Here is a 22,586-nt window from a genome sequence, read left to right as displayed (position 1 = left end):
TTTGCTTGTCGCATGACGACTCAAGGCCAACGAAAGATCTTCTTTCATAATGCCGGTGCCATTATCTCGTATTTTTATACACCTAACGCCCCCCTGCTCCACATCAATATCAAGCTGAGAGGCGCCAGCATCAAGACTGTTTTCAAGCAACTCTTTTACGACGGAAGCGGGGCGTTCAACCACCTCTCCCGCAGCAATTTGGTTGGCTAGACGTGGCGATAAAAGATTAATTCTTTGCATGAACGACCTTCAAAAATGACACCCCTTCCGATGCAAGGGGTTTAAATATGGCGTTATCCGGCAGGAATAACAAGTTTCTGACCAATCCAAATAACATCATTATTAAGATTATTGGCTTGACGCAAAACAGGCAAGGAAACCTGATTACGACGTGCAATTTCAGACAAGGTATCCCCTTTACCAACCGTATAAACACGGTCTGTATGCTTATTTTGCTTCCATGCAACCAGAGAACCATCCGGGGCGTTCTTAGTGAAATACCCAATCACGCCTTTGGCTATTGAAGCCGCGAGCTTTACACGATAAGTCTTACTTGATAAGTTTTTCGCTTCAGTACTATTGGAAACAAAACCTGTTTCAATCAAGATAGATGGAATATCAGGTGACTTTAAAACCACAAAGCCTGCTTGCTGAACACTGTCCTTATGCAAGACAGCCACATTCTTCATTTCTCCCAAAACACTGTCACCCACATTCAAACTCATTTGAATGGTGGAGTTCATAGACATATCAAGCAACACCTCTGCCAACAACTGATCCTTGTCATCAAGCGAAATACCACCAACTAAGTCAGCAGAGTTTTCTTGTTGAGCTAGCCATCGACCCATTTCAGACGTTTTACCACTTAACGAGAGCGCCCACACCGAAGCACCACGAGCACTTGCCTTGGTAAACGCATCAGCGTGTATTGAAATTAATAAATCCGCATTGGCTTCACGCGCCACTCGAGAACGATCACGCAACTGAAGATAAGTGTCGGTAGACCGAGTCAAAACAGCTTTAAAGCCTTCTACGGCGTTAATTCGGCTTGCCAACTCTTTACCAATAGACAACACAATATCTTTTTCACGAACATTGTGCTGCCCCAAAGCACCAGGATCCTTTCCACCGTGCCCCGGATCAATCGCAATCACAATGTCACGCTTCTCTTTCGACAAATTCGCCAAGCTTTTGACAACAGTGGCAGGCTTTCGAACACCGTACTCAAGCTCGACTAATATACGAGGACCATAGGTGCCATTGGCGGCCAGCACGGTACTTTTAGCCTTAGCGGCTTGTGCCAAATCAAGCACAAATCGCACACCATTATCACGCTTAGCGTAGCGAACGCGCATCAACACATCCGAGGACAAGGCTGACAACCCATCAACCACAGACGCCTCTAGATTAACGCCACTCACATCCAAGACCACCCTCTCTGGATTTGAAAGGGGAAAAATCCGATGCTCAGAAAGCTCAGAAAGCTCAAAAACCAAACGAGTCACCCCTTCTTGTTGGGCAACACGAATATCTCGAACCTCTGCCGCAAACACATCTAAGCATGCGACAGACAGGATTAAATTAATAAAAACAAAAAGACAAGTTTGAAATTTAGTATGCATATCAGACAGCTAGCTAGTATATCTGTCACACTATAACCGCTGATTAAGTGGATCTCAATCTTACTTATAGTAAAGACATCTATACATCAAGAAGTTATGACCTCCCGTAGAGCGTTTAACGCCACATTCCCCTTTTCTGATTGCGCAATAAAAGAAACATGACGCCCCTGTCGGATCAATTGCAAAGAAATAACCAGATCAGCCTCAGGAAGCACTCCTCGTCCCATTTCAGCCCACTCTATTAAGCATAAGCTGCCAACAGCGAAATAATCACGAATCCCCATAAACTCAAGCTCTTCGGCATTTCCAACCCGATAAAGGTCAAAATGATAAGCCTCCAGACCCATAAACTCATACGGTTCAACGATGGTATAGGTTGGACTCTTTACAGGCCCTTGATACCCCAAACCGCGTAATATCCCCCTTACTAGCGTCGTTTTGCCCATACCTAAATCACCTTCTAGATAGACGACACCCCCTTCTTTTAGCGCGGAAGAAATAATCGCTCCCAAGCCCTCCATCGCCTCTTCACCATAAATCTCTTTTTCTATTCGCATCACCAACTAGCCCTTCTCACTTCAACATACAGGCAAACTAAAACAATAACGGCAATTCTAATACACAAGTCTTTTGAAACAAGCATCAATGGCGCATAATTAGTAAACAAGACGTTATCACTCACACACATCCCCACTAACAAGGATACCTATGGATTGGTTGCTCATTTCACTGATTGGTATTGCCGTGTTTATCACTGGTGTTTCGAAAGGGGGATTTTCTGGTGCATTTGGCATCCTCGCCGTACCACTTATATCATTACAAACGTCACCGACACTTGCCGCCGCCATCATGCTACCCATTCTCTGCATCATGGACATATTTACCGTGCAAAAGTTCTGGAAAAAATGGAACGCAGAACAACTCTTGAAATGCATTCCAGCAGCAATTATTGGCGTTATTATTGGTGGCTTAACCGCATCTTGGTTCTCGACAGAGTGGTTAAAAATCATGGTCGGAGTCATTGCCGTAGGCTTTACATTGAACTCATGGCCAAGAAAAAACACCAACACAACACGCAAACCACTTAGAGCCATAACGGGAAAACTGTGGTGTGCCCTGGGTGGATTCACCAGCTTTATCGCCCATGCTGGCGGACCACCAATGAGCGTATATTTGCTTAGAGCCAATCTAGATAAAACCCAATACGTTGCCACCGCTGCGGTTATTTTTACCGCCATCAATTACGTAAAACTAATACCCTATGGCATGTTAGGACAGCTCAACACATCAAACATACTGCTGTCGCTTAGCTTCACCCCTATCGCCTTTTTAGGCGTACAACTTGGCGCATGGCTGCACTATAAAATATCCACAGCACTGTTCTTTAAAGTCATGTATGGCTGTCTTTTTTTAACTGGGTTAAAACTGATATGGGATGGCATCTCCGGACTAAATTAGCGGACTAAATTAGCGAACAACAAGCCCGCTAATTTTATAGAGGTTAATTCACCGTTGACTAAAGGACGTCCGCCTTAATCATCCAAGCCAAACATGGTTTTACGGTAGTGTTTCAATTCACCGATAGACTCTAAAATATCATCCAAAGCCAAATGCGAACCGGATTTACTAAAACCATCCAGCGCCTCTGGCTTCCAGCGCTTCGCCAACTCTTTAACCGTACTGACATCCAAATAACGATAATGGAAAAACGCTTCCAACTTAGGCATGTAGCGGTATAAAAAACGACGATCTTGACCTACACTATTTCCACAAATAGGCGATTTTCCTGCCGGAACATATTGCGCCAAAAACTTAATCGTCTCTTCTTCCGCCTGAGCCATACTAATTGTTGATGCCAACACTCTTGCCGTTAACCCTGAATTTCCATGATGTTGCGTACACCACTCATCCATCGCATCCATCACGTCCTTCTCTTGATGAACCGCAAGATTCGGCCCTTTAGCCAACACATTCAAATGCTTGTCAGTTACCACCGTCGCAATTTCAATAATAGTATCGGTTTCTGGGTCTAATCCTGTCATTTCAAGATCGATCCACACTAAATTCTCTTCATTTAAGCTCATAATCTTCCAAGTCCTTTATTATCAATGCCAAGCATTATACTCTATGCGCCTTACTTTATGACCAGACGAATCTAATGTCGAAGCGAAAACTTACTAAACAACAAACTTGGCGAATCGAAAGAATCCATAAAGAGCGCGTTGAACGCACTCAGAAACGAGGGGATATCGCCGAAGAACTTTTACAATCCTCTGATCTCGGCCCCGAGACAGAAGGCATCATCATTTCCCACTTTGGCACACAAGTGGAGGTTGAAGGCACTCAAGAGCCTTTTGTTGGCATCTCTACGCGCTGTAATTTACGCGCCAACTTAGGCCAACTGGTGACTGGTGACAAAGTCATCTGGCGCCCTAAACAAAATGAAGGTGGCGTGGTGGTCGCAACGACACCAAGAAATACATCACTATCTCGCCCAGACATGCACGGCAGAATAAAACCCGTTGCCGCCAACATAGACCATATCATCGTCGTTATTGCTGCGGAGCCTGTTGCACACGCCAACTTAATTGACCGTTATCTAGTGGCCGCTGAGACCGTTGGCATACCACCGGTCATTTTACTCAATAAGTGCGACTTGATTGACGAAAGCAACAAAGAAGAATTAGACGCCCTGATAAAAACCTATGAAGATCTTAATTACACGATCATCAGAACCTCTATTAAGAACCAAGCCGGCATGGAAGCGCTATACAACTTCCTGCAAGATAAAACCAGCGTCTTCGTTGGCCAATCCGGTGTAGGGAAATCCTCTCTTATCGGCACCTTATTGCCAGGCATTGACATTAGCGTGGGCGAGTTGTCTCAAAAACGCAAAAAAGGCGTGCACACCACCACCACAGCCCGACTCTTCCATATGCCAAAAGGCGGAGACCTTATCGACTCCCCAGGCATACGTGAATTTGGCTTATGGCATATTTCTGAAGAAGAGCTGCTAAATGGCTTTATAGAGTTTCGGCCACACATTGGTTACTGTCGTTTTCGCGATTGCGCCCACGAAAAAGAACCTGGATGCGCCATTCTGGGAGCCTTAGAAGAAGGCAAAATCACAGAACACCGCTTCCAAAGCTTTTTACGGATTAAACAGTCTATTCGAGAAAACCAAGCCTTCTAAAACACCGTTTCAGGCGTGATATTCAAATCTGCTTGCTGGACAGGGTTGCCAAAATTGCGGCGATTCTGATCCAGCAATTTTTTGTACGCATCATCCGTTAACAAGGTAATACTAATGCGTCGATTTTCAGCACTATCCGTATCAAATCGATTGTATGGTATGGTATCAGATAGACCGATTACCTGAGCAATACGCTTATCCTCAACCCCACCTTCTTCCAAAATATGACGCGCTGCGTTCGCCCTCATGGCAGACAAATCCCAGTTATCCAAACTACCGGCATCATTAAATCTAGAAGAGTCTGTGTGCCCAGTAATCACGATAGGATTGGTGATTTTATTAAAAATCGGCGCCATTGTTAAAAGCGTATTTTCAATATCAGGCATCATACGAGCACTGCCACGTTCAAACATCGGCTTATTCGGGTCATCTAACAACGTAATTCGAACGCCAAGCGGCGTAATTTCAATGCGCATATTTTGCTGCTGAGAAAGCAAGACATTCATCTTCCCCAACTCTTCTTGCACCATATTATTAAGGCTATTGGACTCCGCTGTATCAGGACCATTCCCCATCTGCGTATCTCTCGTTGTCACGTCCGTACTACCCGATTCAGGCAGTTGCAGATCTAACTTCTTCTCGGGACTCTTTGCAGGGCTGCCCCCCAGATCAATTGGATTAGCACTAAAACCCGCTGTAGAAGCCCCTGTAGGATCTTGGAAATACCCCTCTATACTTGCTAACTCCTCCGGTGAAGCCACACTCAATATCCACAACACCAAAAAAAGCGCCATCATCGCCAAAGCAAAATCGGCCAAAGCGATTTTCCAAGCACCACTGTGATGCCCGCCCTTTTTGATTTTCTTAACGCGACGAATCACCAACCCGTTAGAGCCTAAGGCCATGCGATATTCTCCTTACCTACCATCAAGCTCATATTAACGGTACTGTTTAAGATCATCTGCCAACTCAATAAAGCTAGGGCGCATTTCTGGGGGAAGCAACTTACGCCCCGTTTCCACAGCAACAGGCGGCGCATAACCGGACACAATCGAATTCAAACACGCCTTGATACACAAATACGCCTTTAATTCGTGAGTGCCCAAACTTTCTAGGTGAGATGCAGCCGGCCCGACAAAGCCATAACCAAAGAAGATACCTAAAAACGTTCCAACTAAAGCCGCCGCAACATGCCCACCAATCTCTTCAATCGGCCCACCAATCGACCCCATTGTGATCACAATACCCAACACAGCCGCCACAATACCAAATCCAGGCAGCGCTTCTGCAACTCTCGTTAACGCATGACTCGGGGCAACCAACTCTTCCTGAATCTGCTCGATCTCATTATCCATAATTACCTCGATCTCATAAGCAGGCAAGCCGGTTAATGTAAAAATACGGTAGTTATCCGTTAAAAAATTCACCACTTCATGGTCGCGAATAACGTCCGGAAAACGATTAAATAATTCACTCGTAAAAGGCGACTCAATGTCCTCTTCAATCGCCAAAAAGCCGTTCTGACGACTCTTTTGAAACAGACAATACATCAGCCCCAACAATTGCGTATAAAACCGCTTATTATGCCGACTTCCTGAAAACACCTGAGGCAGCATAGTCAGTACTTTTTTCTGCACAATAAATGGGTTGGCCACCATAAAAGCACCCAACGCAGCACCACAAATAATAATCACCTCAAAGGGCTGCCACAAAGCCAGCATCTTTCCATGAGATGCCAAATAGCCAGACACCACACTGATAATGACGACCAACACGCCAGCTAATGCAAACATATTTTATTCCTTAATACCGACAAAGTATTCTCTCACCTCAATATACAGTATGATTAATGAGATCAAAAACATAAGAGCGTTTAAACTCAACTAAAACAGAGCCACTAATGTAACCAGCTATGATAGACAAGTCACCTTCTGGCCTAAATGAATGGCTACATTTTCTGAAAAATAAAAAATTTCCTGTTCAAGCAGTTAGCCTCGCTCGCCTTAAAACTCAAATCAAACGAACAGATGACACACTGGACGGAATGCAAGCCAACATAGCATCAGACCCGCTGCTGGCTTTTGCTATCCTGAATGAAGCAAATCGCATCGTACCAAATAAAAACAGCGAAATAAAAACCCCCTTTCATGCCGCTGCCATGGTCGGGATGAAAGGCATCGAAAAACTACTACCACAATTTGCCCCTTACAATCTTAATACGAAAGAAAAGCCAGCGCCGTTGATCGCTTTTTTAAGCGAAATACAAATCAGCTATGAAGCCGCAACCATCGCTAAGCATTGGGCAATAGAAAAACTGACCAGCCACGAAGATGATATTTTCTGGATCACCTTATTCCGTGATTCCGCCAGATGGTTATTGTGGTTTTATGCCTATCCAACCATGACCGTAATAGAACAAAAAATTCAACAAGGGGAAAAGGCCAGTCAAGCCGAGCTCAACACCTTAGGCTGCCGCATTGATGAACTTACCGTACACCTTTGCACTCATTGGCACACCCCCAATAAAGTCATTGAATCGTTTTTAACCAAACACATACCGAACGCAAAAGAACTGCAAACACTTGCTCACTTAGCGCACCATCCCGATGAACTACCGGGCTTTGCCGAAGATAAAAGGCTGACTATTTTAATTAATAATCCCCTCATTTTCTCCTACTGCGCCAATAAAGTGGCTCATGAAGCCAACCGAATGAAGTGGGATTCGAAAAACCTACCTTTCTTCTACCGTATTGTTGCCACCATCATGCATCGCCGCATCGGCGAAATCATTCAAATGGCTCATTTAGCAAGTACTGAAGCGGCGACACTGTTTAACAAAGGAGGGAAAGTATCGCTCGCCCAACAACTCCTTGACCCCAATCTTTACAACCGGAAGGCTAAACCACCGACAAAACCTAGCCTCCCTCTATCACCACTCGCTGAACTCAAAATAGCGCTAATGAAACCAAACAGTCAGGGGACAAAACAAAAAGCAAACCTAGCACTAAAGACTATTTTAAAAGCAATCCCCAACGCCCAACACAGCATTTTGTTTAGACACTCTGACAATAAAGTGTCTCCGCTGTATCAGTCTGGCTACAACATAGAAATCATTAAAGCCATTAAATGGAATGCCCCTTCAGGCGTTTTTAAAAAACTGTCTCAGAAAAAATCAGCCAGCCATTTGGCTGGAGCAAAACTTAACAAAATAGTCAATGAATTACCCCACAAATCAGACCAAATCATTGATAAAAACAGCCATCTTATGCTTGCCTCAACACAGTCATCAGCAAACGAAATGGTCATATTTTGGCTGGAAACACGAACAAAATTCAGTGAGAATGATTACAATACGCTCAAGAAAATCGTTTCTTTAATCAGCCACACCACCCTATAAATTCATCTATCAGGATAAACAACGTGACTAAAGATCAACTGTTTGCATTTGCACAACACATCACACCACAAAAAACCCTATCACGCGCTATCGGCAAAATAGCCGAATGTGAAAACACTTGGGTAAAAAACACCTTTATCAGTCAGTTTGTAAAAAAATACCAAGTGGACATGACCGAAGCCGTCAACAGCGATCCACTGTCGTACCGTAACTTCAATGACTTTTTTACCCGCGCCATTCGCCCCGAACTACGCCCTATTTGTAATGAAGAAAACAGCATTGCCTGCCCAGCCGATGGCGCCGTTAGCCAACTTGGCAACATTGAGCATGGCACACTGTTTCAGGCCAAAGGTCATTATTACAGCCTCACTAGCTTACTAGGAGGCGATGCATCACTGTCCAATCAGTTTTTAGGCGGCTCTTTCGCCACAGTTTATTTATCCCCTAAAGATTACCATCGCGTACACATGCCACTTTCTGGCAAATTAACAAAAATGATTCACATACCTGGGAAGCTATTTTCGGTCAATAAGGTAACAGCGGAACAAATCCCTAACGTCTTTGCTCGCAATGAACGCACCGTATGTTTATTCGATACAGAGGCAGGCCCAATGGCAGTGATATTAGTTGGCGCCATGATTGTTGCCAGTATTGAAACTGTTTGGGCAGGACAAGTGACACCATTTAATAAACATGTTGTCACTTGGGACTATAAAGAACTTAACAATATTGAAATCAAAAAGGGCGAAGAAATGGGCCGATTCAAGCTCGGCTCCACCGCCATCGTACTATTTGGGAAAAATGCAGTTAACTGGGAAGAGTCATTGCAAGCAGACACCCCCACAAAAATGGGTATGCATTTTGGCAATGTCGTCACAAAATAATGCGAATCTAAACAAGCGAAAGCCTGCTCTTAGCAGGCTTTTTCTATTCTCATCATTGAGCGGCAGTGATCACTGGCACGATATCTCTGCTCACCATCTGATGCAAACTATCCCGATAACCCGTTCGACCAGAAGGCAACGTTTCTTCTGAAGTAATCGCAATGGTTAGCGCCAAATCAGGCAACACATAGATCATTTGCCCACCATACCCCCAACCGTAATACCCTTGCACACCAGCAAAAGCTTGAATAAACCAACCGTAGCCATATTCACCCTCATGAAAACGAGATTGCGTTCTAGGTGTCCAGCTCTGCGCAATCCATTCTTCAGAAAGCAAACGCTGACCCTTTTCTGTCACACCACCACGCCGGTACAATTCGCCAAAGGCCAACAAAGAAGAAGGCGTCATCCCCACCTGATTTCCCCCCATTGGAATCCCCGTTGGGCTGGTCTCCCAACTCTGCACCCGAACCCCTGAACCCTGCAGCCACTGATTGGCTATAAGATAAGTATGCTGACCAGTTTGCTGCATCACAATAGCGGACAATAGATGCGTGTTGCCCGTTGAATACTGCATATCCCCCCCAACTTCATCAACAAAGGGCCATGACAAAGCCGTTTTAACCCAATCATCACTGAGCACCCAACGGCCATAATTACGCCCGGAGGTACGCTCCAGTCCTGCCTGCATGGAAAGCAAATGCCCAATCGTAATATCCTTTAAACGAGAGTCTGGATTCTTGGGAAATTGCTCCGCCAGCAAAGACGCAATAGGCTGATCCACACCCTCTATCACGCCACGATCAATCGCCATACCAACAATAGCTGACATCAGCGATTTTGACGCCGATTTAATATTCGTCACCGCGTTAATATTAGCCTTATTGTAGGCCTTTGCCCAAACCACTTGCCCCTTATGCGCAATATGAACGGTCTTAATGTTCGAAAAGCTCTGAGCGGTTTTATCCATCGCCTCAAAATCCAAAGCCTTAGCGTGAACACTAATAAACATGAGCAATGAACCAAGCATAAGAAAGCGCATATTGAACCATTCACCTTATGTCATATGAACAAATAATAACCATAATACCGACAAATACAGCCATAGCAAAAGTCTATAAAAAAGCCTGCATAAAGCAGGCTCTTTTAGCGTCATTAGAAAACAAAAAACTAAGGTAGATCGTCTTCTAACTCTTCTTTCGGGGCTGGAATCAAATCTTCTTTCTTCACATCCATTGCCAACAATAAATTTGCCGCGACGAAAATAGAGGAATACGTACCGATAATAATACCGACCAACAACGCCATAGAGAAGTTATGAATCGGTTCACCACCCAAGAAGAACAACACCACCAAAACAAACAACGTGGTCATCGAAGTAATTAAGGTACGATCTAAAGTCTGATTGATCGAATCATTCACCAGATCATATGGCGTGGTATCGCGCATAATACGAAAGTTTTCACGAATCCTATCACACACAACAATGGTATCGTTGAGCGAATAACCGACAACCGCCAACAAAGCGGCCAGTACTGTCAGATCAAACTCCACCTCGAACAGAGAAAAGAAGCCCAAAGTGATAATAACGTCGTGAATTAACGCTGCGACAGAGGCAACAGAAAACTTAAATTGGAAACGCACAGCCACGTAGATCATCACGATAGCTAGGGCAAGCAACATACCCAAACCACCCTGCTCACGCAACTCTTCACCCACCTGTGCACCAACAAACTCAGAGCGCTGCAGTGTCACCTGATTCGAGCCATTATTCTGCAGCGTCGACAACACCTCATCACCCAAGGTCGCCGTATATGCATTTGCCATTCGCACAACAACATCAGTGGGAGAACCAAAATTCTGCACCACCACATCGCTGTAACCATTCTGACCAAGCAAATCACGAACGTCGTCTAATACCGGCGCCTCTTGATAAGCCACTTCAATCAGGGTTCCACCGGTAAAATCTAAGCCAAACTGCAGACCTTTAGTCGCCAAAGAACCAAGAGAAACCAGGATCAGCGTAATCGAAAAAGCAGCTACGATTTTACGCATTGCCATAAATGGAATATTTGTCACTTTCATGGCGCTCTCCTAAATATACAGTTTCTTGTTTTTACGACCACCATACACAAGGTTAACTTGTGCACGAGTCACCACAATTGCCGTAAACATCGAAGTTATAATACCCAACGACAAAGTTACCGCAAAACCTTTAACAGGCCCCGTCCCTACCGCAAACAAAATAACGGCCACAAGTAAGGTTGTGATATTCGCATCAAGAATCGTCGTAAATGCACGGTTAAAACCAGAATGTATGGCCTGTTGGCTTGGCATACCACTCGCCAACTCCTCTCTAATCCTTGAGAAAATCAACACGTTTGCATCCACTGCCATCCCCATCGTCAAAACAATACCAGCAATACCTGGCAGAGTGAGGGTGGCCCCTAAGATCGACATACAAGCCATCAAAAGAATAATGTTCAACGCCAAAGACACATTGGCAAAAATACCAAATACTTTGTAGTAAACCAGCATGAACAACATAACAACCAGCAAACCGATTTGCGCAGAGTTAATGCCTAGCTCAATGTTCTCAGCACCTAAACTCGGACCAATGGTACGCTCTTCTACAAAGTAGATGGGCGCAGCCAAGGCACCAGCACGAAGCAACAAAGCCAGCTCAGACGATTCACGAGGACTATCTAATCCAGTAATACGGAATGAATTGCCCAAGGTAGTTTGAATCGTGGCTAAAGAAATAATGCCCTTCTCGCTATAACTTCTTCGCACTTCCTCCATCTTGCCGTCTGTCTCAACAAAACGACTACGGGATTTATGCTCGATAAATACAACTGCCATGTTTCGGCCAACAGCAGAACGAGTCACTTTACTCATTTGTCTGCCGCCTTTGCCATCCAAGCTAATATTTACTTGTGGTCGGCCATTTTCGTCAAAGGAAGAACTCGCGTCAGAAACACTGTCACCCGTAATAATGATGTCACGCTCTAAGCGCGCCGTACGACCACTACCATCACGGAAGGTTAAGGTTTCTATATCTGCGCCATTGTCTTCTAAGCCAGCTTCTAGATGAAATTCTAAGTTAGCCGTCGCACCGATGATACGTTTTGCTGCTGCGGTGTCTTGCACCCCCGGCAACTCAACCACAATACGATTACTGCCTTGGCGCTGAACAAGCGGCTCCGCTACACCAAGCTCGTTTACACGGTTTCGCAGTGTGGTTAAGTTTTGCTGCAAAGCATACACTTCAATTTCTTTCTTAGCGGCTTCGGTAAAACTTACGTCCAGATAAAACTCATCAGCCTGTTGGCGAGTGACATAACGGTATTCAGGAAATTCTTTTTTTAACAACACTTCCGCTGATGCTAAATCGCCAGACTGCAAGAAACGCACAGACAAAATACCATCTTCAATATCAACACTGCGGTAACGCACACGATCTTTACGCAGCACTGCCTTCATTTCACTAGCGCTTACTTCAAGTCGTTGCTTAAGTGCCGCTGGAGTATCCACTTCTAAGAGAAAGTGCACACCGCCACGCAAATCAAGCCCCAACTTAGCAGGCCCAGCACCCAATGAAGACAACCACTCTGGTGTCGTAGGAACTAGGTTAAGCGCGGTTACAAAGTCATCACCCAATGCTGCCGCCACAATAGGCTTAGCAGCCAGTTGGTCCTCGCCGCTATTAAAGCGCAAGGTACCGCCAGCAGAGGTCAGCTCTGCTTCTTTTAATTCTATATTCGCAGTGGCAAGCGCATTTTTTGCTCTTAGCAAAGCTTGCTCATCAACAACCGCCGTTGCTTTTTGGGTAGATAGTTGTAGCGCTGGATCATCCGGATAAAGGTTTGGGAAGGCATAGAGTAGCCCCAAAGCCAAAACAAGAAGAATTAGCAAATACTTCCACAAGGGGTACTTGTTAAGCATGAAAAATCCTTTACACCTAAAATGAGACTGTTATTCGCAACACAGTGCAAACATCTCAAAATTTAATAAATCGGAAAAAGAAAAGCGCCTACGTTAGGCGCTTTTCCAGGAAGGTTAAATAGACTTCAACGTTCCTTTAGGCAGTACTGCAGCAACAGAAGATTTTTGAAACTTCATTTCAATGCCTTCAGATACTTCAAGTACTACATAGTTATCGTCTACTTTAGACACTTTACCTAGCACACCACCGCCAGTGACTACCTCGGTGCCTTTCGCTAGCGATGCAATCAAGTTTTTATGCTCTTTTGCACGTTTCGCTTGTGGGCGCCACATAAGGAAGTAAAAAATGACAACGAAGCCAGCAAGAAGTACTAGGTTAAAAATACCTGCATCTGCTGGTGCGCCGCCTTCAGCGTAAGCTGGTGAGATCAATGCGATCATGGTGTTAACTCTCCAATGGTTTATGAAACTGTTGTCATTTCTTGCGTAAAGCAATTGACATAATTTTGTTTATTATTCACTCAAAGCTGGCGTTGCTAAGCCACGCTTTGCATAAAACTCATCAACAAAGGCGTCAAATCTACCTTCATCGAGCGCTTGACGCAATCCCGCCATGAGTGTTTGGTAATATCGTAGGTTATGAATCGTATTTAATTGCGCCCCTACCATTTCTTGACACTTATCTAGATGATGTAAATAAGACCGAGAAAAGTTTTTACAAGTGTAACAATCACATTCTTTATCAAGTGGCGCCACATCATGACGATATTGCGAGTTTCGAATACGCACGACGCCATCGGAAGTAAACAAATGACCATTACGCGCATTGCGTGTCGGCATCACACAGTCAAACATATCGACACCGCGACGAACACCTTCCACCAAATCCTCTGGCTTACCCACGCCCATCAAATAGCGTGGTTTGTCCGCTGGCATTTTAGGGGTAATGTGGTCTAAGACTTTCATCATTTCGTCTTTCGGCTCACCCACTGACAAACCGCCAATGGCATATCCGTCAAAACCGATATTCACCAACCCTTCTAGTGACTCGTCGCGAAGGTTTTCATACATACTGCCTTGAATAATACCAAACAAAGCGGATGGACTGTCACCGTGCTCATCCTTTGAGCGCTGAGCCCAACGCAAACTCATGCGCATAGACTTACCGGCCACTTCTGGCGTCGCAGGATACGGCGTACACTCATCAAAAATCATCACAATATCAGAACCAAGATCACGCTGAACCTGCATGGAAATCTCGGGACTTAAAAACACTTTCGAGCCATTAATAGGAGAACGAAAACTCACGCCCTCTTCGGTAATTTTGCGCATCTCCCCAAGAGAAAACACTTGAAAACCACCGGAATCGGTTAAGATCGGCTTTTTCCATTGGGTGAAATCATGCAAATCGCCATGGGCCTTCACCACATCTGTTCCTGGACGCAACCAAAGATGGAAAGTATTGCCCAAAATAATATCCGCACCAATTTCCTCGATATCTTTGGTCAACATGCCTTTTACCGTACCGTAGGTACCAACAGGCATAAAAGCTGGCGTTTCAACCTTCCCACGCGGAAACGTCAAGGTCGCACGACGTGCTTTTCCTGACGTCGTGTGGAGTTCAAAATCCATAAAACATTCTGGACGTTTATCAGACATTCGTCTTATTCCTCACCTTGCGGGCCTTTAGCCTGCGTATTTCGTGTAATAAACATGGCATCACCATAACTAAAAAATCGATACTTTTGCTCTACTGCCACTTTGTAAGCAGCCATCACATGATCATACCCTGCAAAGGCACTGATCAGCATAATTAACGTAGATTCTGGCAAATGAAAATTCGTCACCAACGCATCTACAGTTTTAAATTCGTAACCTGGATAAATAAAAATACTGGTATCGTCTTGCATTGGGGCAATTTCACCACCTTGGCTTGCCGACTCAAGACTGCGCACACTGGTCGTACCAACCGCAATCACTCGTCCACCACGCGCTTTCGTGGCCTTAACTTGCTCAACCACACTCGGTTCAACTTCCACATATTCGGCGTGCATGATGTGATCTTTCACATTCTCAACCTTCATCGGCTGAAACGTTCCTGCACCCACATGTAAGGTCACAAACGCAATGTCAACGCCCTTTGCTTTGAGCTTTTCCAACAAAATCTCATCGAAGTGCAGACCTGCCGTTGGCGCAGCAACCGCCCCAGGCTTTTGATTATAAACAGTTTGATAGCGTTCTTGATCACTGTCTTCATCAGGACGTTCGATGTAAGGCGGCAATGGCATATGCCCGACGCGCGTTAGCACATCTAAAACAGGCTCATTAAAAACAAGATGAAACAAAGCCCCCGAACGCCCTATCATAGTCGCTTCAATTTGCTCGCCTTTGTCTTGCCCTAAGAGCAACTTACTGTTTTCTTTCGGCGACTTACTAGCGCGCACATGAGCCAGTGCTTCATTGGTATTAATAATACGCTCAACCAATATCTCAATTTTACCGCCAGATTCCTTTTGCCCAAACATCCGCGCAGGGATCACTCGGGTGTTGTTAAACACCATCAAATCGCCAGGCTGAACCAAATCCAACACAGCAGGAAACTGACGATGCACTACAGCACCACTTGGCCCATCAAGATGCAACAAGCGGCTAGCCGTTCTGTCTGGCGTCGGATAATGAGCGATTAAAGAATCGGGTAAATCAAAGTGATAATCGGAAACGAGCATGAAAAGAAAGCTACCTAGGAAAAACGACCCAGTATTCTAGCGAAAATCCACTCAAAAGGGTACTTCCAAGCGAACAGATGTTAAAAAGATAAAAAATAACACCAAGAGGCGTTGACTTATCTTTTAAATACCCTAGAATACGCCTCACCTTTTTCAAGGCCAGTATGGTGGAATTGGTAGACACGACGGATTCAAAATCCGTTGCCTTCGGGTGTGGCGGTTCGAGTCCGCCTACTGGTACCAACATAAAAAGCCCTGATCACTGATCAGGGCTTTTTTTTCGTTCCTTGAATGTCATTCTAGGGTTATTACATCAGACAACCGCGTCATTTATAGGAACAAAACATGAACCGCCGCAAAAAGATCAAAGACATACTTACCAAACGCATTAAACAAGCGAATTTAAAAGCTAACCCAAAGAAAGCAAAACCCAAATACATTTCTAAAGCTGAGCGCGCTAAAATGGAAGAAGAAGCGACGTCAAATCCTGACCTAGTAGAGATAACCACCGAAACAAACGACACAAAAGACGCTTAAAATCGCGCCCTAAAATGCCAGTCACCCTCTTTCATATCATTTTTGATTGACTGGCAAATATCTTTATCTATCTGATCACTGTCAATATCATATAGACCGCATTGCGCCATAGCGCGCTTATTATTGATATTCAAGCCTAAATACTCATACACGACACGTGCGCAGCATGGCGCTCTTTCACCACTTCCCGACACACCTAATCGCAATCCCGTTAATCGTTCAACACGATTTTGAAAAGAAGGATAAAGAATCGTCTGGGTCATTTCTACATGGGTTTGTCTTTCATAATCGATCAAAAACAACCGATCTGACAGCAATTGCACTACCCCACTGTACACACCATGAAAAGACTTCTTTAGGTTTCTAGGATTAAGTCGCTCGGTGCGATGATAGTAGGTTTTGTCACCTTGCGACTCGATATGCACCAAGGTACGCAGAATTTTTCCAGGACACGCCATGGAAAGATAGTACTCAAAGTAATAGCCGCCGTATTTCGCCAAACCGTGCTGACCAGACTGATTAAGCTGGTTAAATTGTTGCTGCTCAGGTGTCAGACTTTTCACTTCATCACTCTGACGAATGGGGCGCGATTGCACCAGCTTAACGAATTGCGCATGAGGCAAAAGCATTTCACTGGGTTCGACACCAAAAAACTCACCAATACGTCGCTGAGTACTGTGGCTAGGAACCGTTGTCCCATTTAAATAGCGATTAAATTGCGCACGATTAATGTTTAACCGACGACACACGTCCGCTACAGATTTGTAGAAACTGCATAACAACTGCAAGTTATCGGCAAAGTCTTCCACCACAGTTTTTCCCCCGCAAAATCAACCAACATGACACACCAGCAGTGTAATGAAGATCTCCGTTAAAAACACCCAAAAAATGATGCTAGTTGATACTCTTATAGCATCAACCAGCACCAAAAAGCATCTTTTTACGAACTCCCTTTTCTACACATTTTTCGCTCCAATGAGCGTCTGAATTCCCCCTTAATAAATCTAAAAAAACTAGGAGTCATCATTCATGCTATCCCTTCTCACCGACTTGCTTTGGAGTAAAGTGCTCATTGCCGTACTAATCGGCATTGGCATCTGGTTCACCTTTGCCACCAGCTTTGTGCAATTTCGTTATTTTGGCAATATGTTCGGTATTCTTACCGCCAAACATCATGAGCCAGACGGTAAACATTTAAGCTCTTTTCAAGCCTTAATCTTATCCGTCGCCGGTCGTGTCGGTGGCGGTAATATTGCAGGGGTCGCTGTCGCCATTACCATTGGTGGCCCGGGCGCTATCTTCTGGATGTGGGTCGTTGGCCTGATGGGCATGGCCACCAGCTTTATCGAATGCATGCTGGCGCAAACCTATAAAACAGCGGAAGCCGATGGCACCTACCGTGGAGGCCCAGCCTTTTACATCGAACGCGGTCTTGGTAAAAACTGGAGATGGTTATCGGTATTGTATTCCATCCTTCTATTGGCGACATTTGGTATCGCTTTTACCACCTTACAATCCTATTCCGTTGCGACTTCCCTAGAAGATGCCTTTGGTATCCAGCCTTATTACAGCGGCATCGGCATGGCGCTTATTGTTGGCCTAATCATTTTTGGCGGTGTTAAACGTATTGCACAGGTCGCTGAAATTTTAGTGCCTATTATGGCTGGCGGCTATTTGCTCATCGCCCTTATTGTGCTTGCAATGAATTTAAGCGCCATTCCGGACATGCTTATCATGATCGTTAAAAGTGCATTTGGTCTAGAACCGGCAATTGGTGGAGGCATGGGTGCCGCCATTATGATGGGGGTAAAACGTGGTCTATTTTCCAACGAAGCAGGTCTTGGTAGCGCACCAAACGTGGCGGCGGTGGCACACATTCCGCATCCGGCAAACCAAGGGATTGTGCAAGCCTTTTCCGTATTCATTGATACCATTATTTTATGTACTTGCACGGCGCTGATCATTTTACTTGGCAGTGCGTATGACCCAAGTAGCACAGACACAGTACAAGGTGTCGCCTTAACACAGGCGTCGTTAGCCACACATATGGGCGACTATGGCCGCATGTTCGTCAGTATTGCCTTACTACTATTTGGTTTCAGCACCATCTTGTACAACTATTATTTGGGCGAAAACAGCGTTAGTTACTTAACGAAATCCGACAATCATGGCTTCTACATGAATGCCTTCCGCGTCGTCATCATTTGCCTTTGCTGTACCGGTGCCATTCTTGATCTCGGCACAGTATTCGCTTTTGCCGATTTAAGCATGGGCTTACTGGCATTGGTTAACTTATTTGCGCTCGCTTTACTGTTCAAAGTGGCAAAACGCATTTTGAAGGACTTTGACGATCAACGCAAACAGGGCAATAAAACGCCAACGTTTGAAGCCAACCGCTTTAGCGATTTGGAACTCGACCAAGCATCTTGGCCCAATAGTGATCCGTCAATAAACGACAAAAACCATCAATAACCCAACTTAGATTACGCCTCACTGACCAACAGTGGGGCGTCAGGAAGCACATCATGAATACTCGCTCTGAATACGATTTACTTGGCAATATGGACGTTCCTGCTGACGCATTGTACGGTATACAGACATTGCGTGCCGCCCAGAACTTTTCCATTACCGGCGTTCCCATTTCACATTTCCCTGAATTAATCAAAGCGTTGGCGATGGTAAAAGCGGCCGCTGCTAGAACCAACCAAGAAATGAAACTGCTCACGCCAGAAAAAGCCGACGCGATTGTCTATGCCTGCCAAGATTTGATCCAAGGCCAATATCACGATCAATTCATTGTCGATGTCATTCAAGGTGGCGCAGGAACCTCCACCAACATGAACGCCAACGAAGTCATTGCCAACATTGCCCTTATGAAATTGGGGCATGAGAAAGGCGAATACAAATACCTACACCCAAACGACGACGTCAACCGCTCGCAATCCACCAACGACGCCTACCCAACAGCAGCTTGTTTGGGTATTCAATTTGCCGCGGATAACTTTGTGCCAAGCCTTGCGTCTCTAAAAGAAGCCTTAGAAGCAAAGGCTCGTGAATTCGCACACATTGTCAAAATGGGCCGTACCCAACTGCAAGATGCCGTTCCCATGACACTGGGCCAAGAATTCGACGCTTTTGCCGTTACACTGGGTGAAGACATTGACCGCATCAGTGAAGCATGCGCATTGCTTTGTGAAGTAAACCTTGGCGGCACCGCCATCGGTACGGGTATCAATACGCCAGAAGGTTATGCCAAATTGGTGGTCGAAAAATTAGCCACCATTTCGACTAAGCCACTGGTACCTGCCAGCAACCTAGTAGAAGCCACCTCTGACATGGGCGCGTTTGTGTTTTTCTCCGGCATATTGAAACGCCTTGCTATCAAACTCAGCAAGATGAGCAATGATTTGCGCCTACTCTCAAGTGGTCCTCGCACAGGCTTAGGCGAGATTAACTTACCGCCCATGCAACCAGGCTCTTCCATTATGCCGGGTAAGGTAAACCCAGTGATTCCGGAAGCAATGAACCAAACCGCGTATCAGGTCATTGCCTCAGATCTTGCCGTAACATTGGCGGCCGAAGCCGGTCAGCTACAATTAAACGCCATGGAACCCATGATCATTTACAACGTATTAAATTCGTTAAAAATGCTCAAAGAAGCCTGCCAGATGTTGGAAACTCGATGCATACGTGGTATCACCGCCAATGAAGCCGTCTGCGCAGGCCACGTAGAAAACAGTATCGGCATCATCACCGCATTGGTTCCCTATATTGGTTACGCCAATGCCTCTCGCATTGCTAACACGGCGCTGCATACGGGCAGCACCGTCAAGTCTCTGGTCATTGAAGAAAACCTACTCACGGAAGAACAGGTGAATATTTTGCTCAGCCCACAATCCATGCTGTCTCCTAGTAAGGTGGTGATATGAGCGCGCAGGTACTGGTTTTATACACGGGCGGCACCATAGGTATGGTTCAGACAGAGCAGGGCTTGGCCCCTGCTTCTGGCTTACAAGAACGCATAGAAATGGCATTGGCAATGAGCCTAAATACCCTTCCCTCTTTTGAAGTGCTGGAAATATCGCCATTGATTGACAGTGCCAATATCACGCCAAAACATTGGACAAAACTCATGTCCATTCTGGCCACTCACTGGCGAGATTACGATGGTTTTGTCATTCTACATGGTACGGACACCATGGCGTATACGGCTTCAGCCTTGTCGTTCATGCTCGGCGCGTGCGCGAAAAATATCATTCTGACTGGCTCGCAAATTCCATTAGGCATGAATCGCAGTGACGCCACCTCTAATTTACAAGCCGCGTTATCACTGGCGATTTCGCACAGAATAGCCGATGTCAGTCTTGTTTTTGATGGCAAACTGATGCGCGGCAATCGCATCCAAAAAATCAGCAGCGGTCGGTTTGAGGCTTTCCATACGCCAAACGATGATTTATTAGGGGAACTCGCCATCGACATGCAGTTGTACCCAGCTCGCATGATTGACAGCAACCAAGATACGTCCGACACAAGGTTTGAAAATAAGCTTGTCAGCTTTAGAGAAGGCGCCGTTGGTGTTATCACACTGCATCCTAGCCAACCAACCACTATCTATCAAAGCCTTTTAGACGACGATAACTGCAAAGCCATCGTGCTCTTGACCTATGGCGCTGGTAATGTACCGGATCAGAATCCAGCCTTTTTATCCTTCTTAACGGAAGCCATGTTGCGCAAGAAAAACATCGTAAATTTAACGCAATGCTTGCACGGTGGCGTCTCTCAAGGTGCCTATGCCACGGGATCTATACTATCGTCAATGAACGTATTAAGTGGCAAAGACATGACTTTAGAAGCGGCCTTCTGCAAACTTCATTGGCTGATTGCCACAGGCGAAAGCTATTACGGTGTTTTAGAGAAGTGGCATACTAATTATTGCGGTGAGTTTACGCCTCAATCATACTAAGCATGCTTATAAATGGCCTTTACACGACGCCGTGCAAAGGCCATATTTTTACTCGTTAGGCTCACTCCATACTGCCCATTCATTACCACACGGGTCTAAAAAGTGAAAACGACGGCCACCGGGGAAATCAAAAATCACCTGCTCAATTGTGCCTCCCGCCGCCTGCACTTTTTCAAACACCACGTCCAGTTCATTACTGTACAAGATAATCAACGCCGCGCCATTTTGCGGTCTCGAACAAAAGTTAGCTTGAAAAAAGCCGCCATCTAAACCGGCGTTTTCAAAAGCCGAATACTCCGGGCCATAATCTTTGAAGCCCCAACCAAATACTTGGCTAAAAAACGCTTTATTTAACGCTAAATCCCGCGCGGGTAATTCAACATAATTGATTTTATTGGATTCCATACTGCCCTCACTTAATGGTCGACGTCACTACCAAGATAACGCTAATCAATATCATAGCGCCACCAACCCATTGCTGCTTCGTCATTTTTTCTGCAAAACGCATTTTTGAATAATACAGAGTACCTAGAATCTCAATTTGCCCCAGCGTTTTTACCAAGGCAGGATTGACTAAAGCGAATCCTGTAAACCAACCAATGGAGCCTAACGAGCTTAGTACACCCACCTTACAACTAAGCGCAAATTCCTGCCTAAATGGCGCCAAGATATCTTTGCTTTTATAGATCTGAATACTGCATAAAATAACCGACTGCAAGGCCAAAACATACCATAGAGTGACACCTGCGCGGGTAATAATAGAGCCAGACAAGGCGTGACTCGCCATGGATGCTGTCACTGAGGTGATGGCAAAACACAATCCGCTTGCCAAGCCCAACAACAAGGAAATATCTTTGTGAGCCTGCTTGATATTTTTCCATTGAACACTCATCACAATGGCGCCCAACACACCAAACGCAATGCCCAACCAAGACCCGAACGTCAAAGTATAATGCAGTAAAGGCAAGCCAATTAACGCCGCTAACACGGCCTCTGTTTTGGCTAACAAGGTTCCTAGCGCAAAACTACCAGACTGAAAAACACGCAGCATAAAATAGGTCGCCATAATCTGCGCAACGGCACAAAGAGTCGCCGCCACAATAAAAACAGACTTATTTTCGACCGACACCCAACCGAATAGCCACCAGCAAAGTATCAGATACAGAGTGACTAAGGGCATACCGTACAAAGAGCGAGCCATAGTGGCATGCAAGAAACCGGTTTGACGAGCCAAGGTATTTTGATACGCCGTTCGAACTGACTGACACCCTGCAGCGAACAGAGTAATGAGGATCCACATGCTTTAACGCTTCCTAAAA

Annotated in this window: 23 protein-coding genes and 1 tRNA gene; 9 read left to right on the top strand and 15 right to left on the bottom strand. The window is 45.3% G+C overall.

The window, feature by feature from the left end; all coding sequences use genetic code 11:
* The 3 genes from DK187_RS10170 to tsaE form a co-directional block, all read right to left on the bottom strand.
* Positions 1–240, bottom strand: a 240-nt coding sequence (locus tag DK187_RS10170) for an ATP-binding protein (protein ID WP_204355613.1), incomplete at its 3' end; no start/stop codon positions are given.
* Between the two features lie 53 nt (positions 241–293).
* Positions 294–1,622: an N-acetylmuramoyl-L-alanine amidase gene (locus DK187_RS10165; RefSeq protein WP_111607247.1), complete on the bottom strand. Its 1,329-nt coding sequence runs from the start codon at positions 1,620–1,622 to the stop codon at positions 294–296.
* A gap of 86 nt (positions 1,623–1,708) precedes the next feature.
* Complete coding sequence (tsaE, locus tag DK187_RS10160) at positions 1,709–2,179, bottom strand: tRNA (adenosine(37)-N6)-threonylcarbamoyltransferase complex ATPase subunit type 1 TsaE (protein WP_111607246.1); 471 nt, start codon at positions 2,177–2,179, stop codon at positions 1,709–1,711.
* A gap of 151 nt (positions 2,180–2,330) precedes the next feature.
* On the opposite strand from tsaE, the gene DK187_RS10155 reads away from it, so the two are divergent.
* Positions 2,331–3,080 (top strand): sulfite exporter TauE/SafE family protein, encoded by a 750-nt coding sequence (locus DK187_RS10155; protein WP_111607245.1) that lies wholly within the window; start codon positions 2,331–2,333, stop codon positions 3,078–3,080.
* Between the two features lie 74 nt (positions 3,081–3,154).
* Here the strand turns inward: DK187_RS10155 and orn are convergent, their stop codons facing one another.
* Entirely contained in the window at positions 3,155–3,706 is a 552-nt protein-coding gene (gene orn, locus DK187_RS10150) for an oligoribonuclease (RefSeq protein ID WP_111607244.1), read from the bottom strand.
* 74 nt (positions 3,707–3,780) lie between these two features.
* On the opposite strand from orn, the gene rsgA reads away from it, so the two are divergent.
* Positions 3,781–4,815: a small ribosomal subunit biogenesis GTPase RsgA gene (gene rsgA / locus DK187_RS10145; RefSeq protein ID WP_111607243.1), complete on the top strand. Its 1,035-nt coding sequence runs from the start codon at positions 3,781–3,783 to the stop codon at positions 4,813–4,815.
* Here the strand turns inward: rsgA and DK187_RS10140 are convergent.
* On the bottom strand, positions 4,812–5,720 hold the full coding sequence (locus DK187_RS10140) for a flagellar motor protein MotB (RefSeq protein WP_111607242.1): 909 nt from the start codon (positions 5,718–5,720) through the stop codon (positions 4,812–4,814). The two genes, rsgA and DK187_RS10140, sit on opposite strands and share 4 nt — an antisense overlap.
* A gap of 33 nt (positions 5,721–5,753) precedes the next feature.
* Positions 5,754–6,608 carry a flagellar motor stator protein MotA gene (gene motA, locus DK187_RS10135; RefSeq protein WP_111607241.1) on the bottom strand — a complete coding sequence of 285 codons (855 nt, stop codon included), beginning with the start codon at positions 6,606–6,608 and terminating at the stop codon, positions 5,754–5,756.
* A 119-nt stretch (positions 6,609–6,727) separates the two neighbouring features.
* Here motA and DK187_RS10130 point away from each other — a divergent pair, with 119 nt between their 5' ends.
* A complete protein-coding gene (locus DK187_RS10130) occupies positions 6,728–8,212 on the top strand; it encodes an HDOD domain-containing protein (protein ID WP_111607240.1) in 1,485 nt (494 codons plus the stop codon).
* 23 nt (positions 8,213–8,235) lie between these two features.
* Entirely contained in the window at positions 8,236–9,096 is an 861-nt protein-coding gene (asd, locus tag DK187_RS10125) for an archaetidylserine decarboxylase (RefSeq protein ID WP_111607239.1), read from the top strand.
* A 52-nt stretch (positions 9,097–9,148) separates the two neighbouring features.
* Here asd and DK187_RS10120 read toward each other — a convergent pair whose 3' ends face one another.
* From DK187_RS10120 to queA, 6 genes are all read right to left on the bottom strand, one after another.
* Entirely contained in the window at positions 9,149–10,138 is a 990-nt protein-coding gene (locus DK187_RS10120; protein WP_111607238.1) for a serine hydrolase domain-containing protein, read from the bottom strand.
* A gap of 128 nt (positions 10,139–10,266) precedes the next feature.
* Complete coding sequence (secF, locus tag DK187_RS10115) at positions 10,267–11,181, bottom strand: protein translocase subunit SecF (RefSeq protein ID WP_111607237.1); 915 nt, start codon at positions 11,179–11,181, stop codon at positions 10,267–10,269.
* Positions 11,182–11,190: 9 nt separating this feature from the next.
* Positions 11,191–13,041 (bottom strand): protein translocase subunit SecD, encoded by a 1,851-nt coding sequence (secD, locus tag DK187_RS10110; protein WP_111607236.1) that lies wholly within the window; start codon positions 13,039–13,041, stop codon positions 11,191–11,193.
* A gap of 114 nt (positions 13,042–13,155) precedes the next feature.
* Positions 13,156–13,482: a preprotein translocase subunit YajC gene (gene yajC / locus DK187_RS10105; RefSeq protein WP_012070335.1), complete on the bottom strand. Its 327-nt coding sequence runs from the start codon at positions 13,480–13,482 to the stop codon at positions 13,156–13,158.
* A gap of 72 nt (positions 13,483–13,554) precedes the next feature.
* Positions 13,555–14,673, bottom strand: a complete 1,119-nt coding sequence (gene tgt, locus DK187_RS10100; RefSeq protein ID WP_188323008.1) for a tRNA guanosine(34) transglycosylase Tgt — start codon at positions 14,671–14,673, stop codon at positions 13,555–13,557.
* Positions 14,674–14,705: 32 nt separating this feature from the next.
* Positions 14,706–15,767, bottom strand: coding sequence for a tRNA preQ1(34) S-adenosylmethionine ribosyltransferase-isomerase QueA (gene queA / locus DK187_RS10095; RefSeq protein ID WP_111607234.1), 1,062 nt, complete (start codon positions 15,765–15,767; stop codon positions 14,706–14,708).
* A gap of 158 nt (positions 15,768–15,925) precedes the next feature.
* Between queA and DK187_RS10090 the strand changes: the two genes are divergently transcribed.
* Both DK187_RS10090 and DK187_RS10085 read left to right on the top strand, forming a co-directional pair.
* A tRNA-Leu gene (locus DK187_RS10090) sits at positions 15,926–16,010 on the top strand.
* A 102-nt stretch (positions 16,011–16,112) separates the two neighbouring features.
* Positions 16,113–16,304: a DUF2986 domain-containing protein gene (locus tag DK187_RS10085; RefSeq protein ID WP_111607233.1), complete on the top strand. Its 192-nt coding sequence runs from the start codon at positions 16,113–16,115 to the stop codon at positions 16,302–16,304.
* On the opposite strand, the gene DK187_RS10080 is transcribed toward DK187_RS10085, so the two are convergent.
* Positions 16,301–17,116: a helix-turn-helix domain-containing protein gene (locus DK187_RS10080; RefSeq protein WP_111607232.1), complete on the bottom strand. Its 816-nt coding sequence runs from the start codon at positions 17,114–17,116 to the stop codon at positions 16,301–16,303. The genes DK187_RS10085 and DK187_RS10080 overlap by 4 nt on opposite strands.
* Before the next feature lie 217 nt (positions 17,117–17,333).
* Between DK187_RS10080 and DK187_RS10075 the strand changes: the two genes are divergently transcribed.
* Genes DK187_RS10075 through DK187_RS10065 form a run of 3 tightly spaced genes read left to right on the top strand, consistent with a single transcriptional unit; the run spans position 17,334 to position 21,267 of the window.
* A complete protein-coding gene (locus DK187_RS10075) occupies positions 17,334–18,776 on the top strand; it encodes an alanine/glycine:cation symporter family protein (protein WP_111607231.1) in 1,443 nt (480 codons plus the stop codon).
* Between the two features lie 53 nt (positions 18,777–18,829).
* Positions 18,830–20,233, top strand: a complete 1,404-nt coding sequence (locus tag DK187_RS10070) for an aspartate ammonia-lyase (protein ID WP_111607230.1) — start codon at positions 18,830–18,832, stop codon at positions 20,231–20,233.
* Positions 20,230–21,267, top strand: coding sequence for an asparaginase (locus DK187_RS10065; protein WP_111607229.1), 1,038 nt, complete (start codon positions 20,230–20,232; stop codon positions 21,265–21,267). The genes DK187_RS10070 and DK187_RS10065 overlap by 4 nt, the downstream gene beginning before the upstream one ends.
* Positions 21,268–21,315: 48 nt before the next feature.
* Here DK187_RS10065 and DK187_RS10060 read toward each other — a convergent pair whose 3' ends face one another.
* Both DK187_RS10060 and DK187_RS10055 read right to left on the bottom strand, forming a co-directional pair.
* Complete coding sequence (locus DK187_RS10060) at positions 21,316–21,672, bottom strand: VOC family protein (RefSeq protein WP_111607228.1); 357 nt, start codon at positions 21,670–21,672, stop codon at positions 21,316–21,318.
* A 7-nt stretch (positions 21,673–21,679) separates the two neighbouring features.
* Positions 21,680–22,567: an EamA family transporter gene (locus DK187_RS10055; RefSeq protein ID WP_111607227.1), complete on the bottom strand. Its 888-nt coding sequence runs from the start codon at positions 22,565–22,567 to the stop codon at positions 21,680–21,682.
* Positions 22,568–22,586 lie beyond the last annotated feature (19 nt).

The sequence above is a fragment of the Marinomonas arctica genome, from assembly GCF_003259225.1.
Taxonomy (GTDB): Bacteria; Pseudomonadota; Gammaproteobacteria; order Pseudomonadales; family Marinomonadaceae; genus Marinomonas; species Marinomonas arctica.
This window is presented reverse-complemented; position numbering and strand designations above follow the sequence as displayed.